1 protein-coding gene is annotated in these 1,912 nt (G+C 58.3%); it reads left to right on the forward strand.

From position 1 onward, the window contains the following. The first annotated feature begins 367 nt into the window (after positions 1–367). Positions 368–1,855: a group II intron reverse transcriptase/maturase gene (gene ltrA, locus ACOI6Z_RS27425; RefSeq protein WP_004178082.1), complete on the forward strand. Its 1,488-nt coding sequence runs from the start codon at positions 368–370 to the stop codon at positions 1,853–1,855. Positions 1,856–1,912: the final 57 nt, after the last annotated feature.

The raw sequence follows: 1,912 nt of genomic DNA on the forward strand, positions 1-1,912 counted from the left end.
CAGTGTGCGCCGGGAGACCGGTAGAGATCAAGGGGTGAAAGTCCCCGACCATTGAAGGACCAGCAATCCACAAGGTCCCCGAGTCATGCGTTGCATACCGCGAGGTATGGGGCGAAGCGTTGACAGGGGTGTTGACAGGCCAGCCATTGAGCCACGAAATGTATATTAAATTACCGGGTGCCGACGTTGTACTGTTAACGGAAGGCAACATCATAGGGTGCGATACTGCGAGTGCCACATGGACCCGGCGGGGTCTGAGACCCTGGCATGTCAATACGATCTCTACGCGGGAACCGGGAGATCTCCCCTCTGACCATCTGCCAGTGTCGGAGATGGCCCGCACCGGGAAGACGAGGAGTCATAGCCGGTGATGTACGGAGAGGAGAAGTCGGACTCGCTCATAGTAGCGGCGAAGCAGGCGAACAACCCGAAAGGAGCGGAGTCAGTGGAGCGAAGGAGCGGGGCCAAGGGGAACGCGGAACAGCCACACATGCGCCGGACACAGAGCCGGGAAAGCATGTCACAGAGGCTGTCACGCGTGCGGGAAGCTGCGAAGCAGCGGAAGAAAGAACGGTTTACAGCATTGTTCCACCTGCTGACAGTCGAAGCACTGGAAGCCGCATTCCTCTCCCTGAGCAGGAAAGCGGCCGCCGGAGTGGATGGCATCAGGTGGATGGACTACGCCGGAAACATGAAGAACAACATAACAGATCTGCACCGGAGGCTACATCAGGGCAGCTACAGGGCGCAGCCCGGCAGGCGTCACTACATCCCAAAAGCGGATGGAAAACAACGCCCGCTCGGCATCGCCTCGCTGGAGGACAAGATCGTCCAGTATGCGCTGGTGAAAATCCTGAACGCAGTCTATGAAAACGACTTTATGGGGTTCTCATACGGGTTCAGACCCGGGCGAAGCCAGCACGATGCACTGGACGCACTGGCCACAGGGCTGGTACGCACTAACGTAAACTGGGTACTGGATGCCGACATCAGTCAGTTCTTTGACAGGGTGAGCCACGAATGGCTGATCAGGTTCACAGAGCATCGGATCGGCGACCGGAGGGTAATCAGGCTCATACGTAAGTGGCTCACAGCCGGGACGTCGGAGGAGGGTCAATGGCGAGCAACGGAGGAAGGCACCCCACAGGGTGCGGTCATCTCACCGCTGCTGGCAAACATATACCTCCACTACGTCTTCGATCTGTGGGCGCATCAGTGGCGACGTCGCTATGCCACAGGCAATGTGGTAATGGTCAGATACGCCGATGACATCGTCATCGGGTTCGACAAACGATACGATGCCCGGCGCTTCCGTATAGCCATGCAGCGCAGACTGAGGGAGTTCGGACTCACGGTTCACCCGGAGAAAACCCGTCTGATGGAGTTCGGCCGCTTCGCTGCCGAAAACCGTGCCATCAGGGGAAAAGGCAAACCAGAAACGTTCAACTTCCTCGGGTTCACGCACATCAGCGGGAAAGATCGCAACGGCAGGTTCATGCTGATACGAAAGACCCGCCGGGATCGGATGACGGCAACTCTGAAAGCCATCAAAGACGGTCTGCGAAGGCGCTGGCATTACTCAATCCCCGAACAGGGAAAATGGCTCAGGAGAGTGGTTCAGGGATACCTGAACTATCACTCGGTACCGGGCAACTTCCCCACCATGCAGAAGTTCAGGACACACGTAACAAACCTCTGGCGCCGGGCGCTCAGGCGCAGGAGCCAGAAGGATGATACGACCTGGACGAAAGCAAACAAACTGGCAGCCGCATGGCTACCAAGGGTTCGGGTTCTTCATCCATGGCCTGTGGAGCGGTTCACCGCCAGACACCCGAGGCAGGAGCCCGGTGCGTAAATCGCGCACGCCGGGATCTGTGCGGGGGGTATCCGGTAACGGGTATCCCTACCGCGA

This window comes from Klebsiella sp. C239 (genome assembly GCF_048822715.1).
Lineage (GTDB): Bacteria > Pseudomonadota > Gammaproteobacteria > Enterobacterales > Enterobacteriaceae > Klebsiella > Klebsiella quasipneumoniae.